This window comes from Pseudomonas khavaziana, from assembly GCF_019145205.1.
GTDB lineage: Bacteria > Pseudomonadota > Gammaproteobacteria > Pseudomonadales > Pseudomonadaceae > Aquipseudomonas > Aquipseudomonas khavaziana.
In genome coordinates this window covers 1-2,698 of the sequence record NZ_JAHSTT010000032.1, presented here as the reverse complement: position 1 = coordinate 2,698, position 2,698 = coordinate 1, and the positions used below count along the sequence as shown (strand labels likewise).

The following is a 2,698-nucleotide window of genomic DNA, read 5'->3' as shown; positions in this document are numbered from 1 at the left end:
GTACACCTCACGGTGCACAACGCATGACTCGGGGTCGAGGTGTTTCGCCATAACTTCTCTCGTAGGGACTTTCACCCTTTATCAACTGCCAGCTTGGCTGGCGCACTAAGCGCTCCATGAACCCCACATTCAAAGCGCTTAGCTGATCCCGGATGCTGTGCTCCCGATTTCTTTCTGGAGCCCGTCCGCCATGATGCGACCCGATGCAAAAGTCGAAAAAGTGTATCTGTATCCCAAACCTGTCGACTTCCGGAAATCCATCGACGGCCTGGCTGCGCTGGTCGAGTTGGACATTAAGGTCGCGGTTTTTGACCCCGTGCTTTTCGTCTTCCTCAACAAACCCCGCAACCGAGTGAAGATTTTATATTGGGAGCGCAACGGCTTCTGTCTATGGCTCAAACGGCTGGAGTCTGAGCGGTTCAAAACATCGCCCGATGCCGGCAACGAGGCGATAGTCCTGACCGTTCAGGAACTCAACTGGATGCTTGATGGTTTTGACCTCTGGCGTAACCGTCCCCATCAGGTTTTGACGCCACGATTCGTGGCCTGATTCGGTATAATCCAGGGCATGATTTCGATGCCCAAAGACCTTCCTGACGACCCTGCGCTGCTCAAGCAATTGCTAGAGCAGATGTTGATTGAGCGCGAGTCTAACAGGGGCCGCATCGTTCATCATGAAGAAGAAAACGCGCTGCTGCACCAGCGCCTGTTCGGACGTAAATCCGAGCAGACACCCGATCTGGCAACGCCTCAGCTAGCCCTTTTCAACTAGGCGGAAAGCATCGCCGAGCCTGTCGGCGAAGGCGTTGAAGAAGAGGTTGTCGCTCCGGCCAAGCGTCGCGGCAAACGCAAGCCGCTGCCTGCCGACCTGCCACGTATCGAAGTCATCCACGAACTTCCCGAGCATGAACTGACGTGTGCCTGCGGCTGCCGCAAACACGTCATTGGCAAGGAAGTCAGCGAGCAGCTTGAAATCGTACCGATGCAGATCCGAGTGATCAAACACGTTCGTAAAGTTTACGGTTGCCGCGACTGCGAGACGGCCCCGGTCACTGCGGACAAGCCGGCTCAACTGATTGAAAAAAGCATGGCTAGCGCAAGTGTTCTGGCGATGCTGCTGACCACCAAATACGTGGACGGTTTGCCGCTCCACCGCTTTGAAAAAGTACTGGGCCGCCATGGCATCGATATTCCACGTCAGACCCTGGCTCGCTGGGTTATCCAATGCGGTGAGCACTTTCAGCCGTTGCTGAATTTAATGCGCGACAGCCTCTTGGCCAGTCGGTCCAGTTTTAAGCGAGGCCGTAAACTCGCGCCGATTAAAGAGGTGACGAATGTCAGACGGGATGACCATTCGAGCGTGCCACGTGCCACCACGAAGGACAAGGTTGTCGCTTGCCATAAGAACCCTTCCAGGATATTCAAGCCTGTAAGGCTACATGTTTCTTCACCATTTTGTAGCAGTATTTTATAGCAAATCCACGGCTTTAGCCCTTAAAAGCCCGGATTTACCAGCTTTTTGTTGCTTCTGTGGAAAGTCTCCTTTGATGGCGATGCTGCGGGTTCATCTCATGCAGAACTGGCTCGGTTACGGCGATCCTTCGATGGAAGAAGCGCTGTACGAGACAACGATCTTGCGCCAGTTTTCCGATCTGGGCATGGAGCGGATCCCAGATGAAACTACCATCCTCAACTTCCGTCGTCTCCTGAAAAAGCATGAGTTGGCACTGGTATTCTCGGCGTGATCTATGGCTATCTGGGCGACCGTGGCTTGTCGCTGAGACAAGGCACCATCGTCGATGCCATTCTGATTCATGCACCCAGCTCGACCAAGAACAAGGACGGCAAACGCGACCCTGAGATGCATCAAACCAAGAAAGGTAACCAGTATTACTTCGGTGCCAAAGCTCACATTGGTGTCGACTATGAGTCAGGGCTGTTGCACAGCGAGGTGGTCACTGCGGCTAACGTCGCGGATGTAACCCCAGTTGACAAACTGCTACACGGCATCGAGAACGTGGTCTACGCAGATGCGGGCTATACCAGTGTCGAAAAGAGCGAAGAGCATGCGGGACGCAAAGTCATCTGGCAGATTGCAGCCCGGCTCAGCATCTACAAAAAACATGGTACAAGCAGCACGCTGTACGAGGCGATGCGCAAGATCGAGAAAGCCAAGGCCCAGGTTCGTTCCAAGATCGAGCATCCATTTCGAGTGATCAAGCTTCAGTTTGGTTATACGAAAGTGCGGTTACGAGGCTTGGTGAAAAACACTGCTCAGGAGGTGACGCTTTTCGCTCTGTCGAACCTTTGGATGGCGCGTCGATATTTGCTCTCCAGCGCAGGAGAGGTGCGTCCGCAATGAGGAAAATAGCTGCTGCGAGGAGCGTGCAGCGGCAAAAATGGATGGAAAATGCGGCAGACTTGGTCGATTTGGAACGGCTGCCGTTTTTGAAAGCACCTATGGCTCAGCAGTCGAAAAATAGCGGCCTACTTCAGACTATCCCTAAGGAATCTCCGAACAAGTCCCAAGATGGATGAAATACGCCTGACCACTTGACCCGAGCCGCCCATGAGCCAGATGAGCTTTTCCGATTTCGAATATGCCGGCAAGCGCAAGCAGACACGCCGCGAACGCTTCCTCGCCGAGATGGATCAGGTCGTGCCCTGGACTACTGGGCTTGATCGAGCCGTTCTACCT

Annotated in this window: 2 protein-coding genes and 3 pseudogenes; 4 read left to right on the top strand and 1 reads right to left on the bottom strand. The window is 53.9% G+C overall.

Translation table 11 applies throughout. The annotated features are described in order from the left end of the window. Positions 1–190: 190 nt before the first annotated feature. Together tnpB and KVH01_RS29345 are read left to right on the top strand one after the other, a co-directional pair. The gene (gene tnpB / locus KVH01_RS29350) at positions 191–550 is read left to right on the top strand and encodes an IS66 family insertion sequence element accessory protein TnpB (protein ID WP_225924435.1); all 360 of its coding nucleotides are present in this window, start codon (positions 191–193) and stop codon (positions 548–550) included. An 18-nt stretch (positions 551–568) separates the two neighbouring features. Further along, a pseudogene (locus tag KVH01_RS29345) lies at positions 569–1,282 on the top strand (transposase); the annotation flags it as partial. Here the strand turns inward: KVH01_RS29345 and KVH01_RS30790 are convergent. After that, positions 1,256–1,402, bottom strand: a complete 147-nt coding sequence (locus tag KVH01_RS30790) for a DUF6538 domain-containing protein (RefSeq protein WP_404822123.1) — start codon at positions 1,400–1,402, stop codon at positions 1,256–1,258. The pseudogene KVH01_RS29345 and the gene KVH01_RS30790 overlap by 27 nt on opposite strands. A 139-nt stretch (positions 1,403–1,541) precedes the next feature. Between KVH01_RS30790 and KVH01_RS29340 the strand changes: the two are divergent. Together KVH01_RS29340 and KVH01_RS30280 are read left to right on the top strand one after the other, a co-directional pair. Further along, a pseudogene (locus KVH01_RS29340) lies at positions 1,542–2,362 on the top strand (IS5 family transposase); the annotation flags it as partial. A 207-nt stretch (positions 2,363–2,569) separates the two neighbouring features. Continuing rightward, positions 2,570–2,698 (top strand): annotated as a pseudogene (locus tag KVH01_RS30280) (IS5/IS1182 family transposase); the annotation flags it as partial.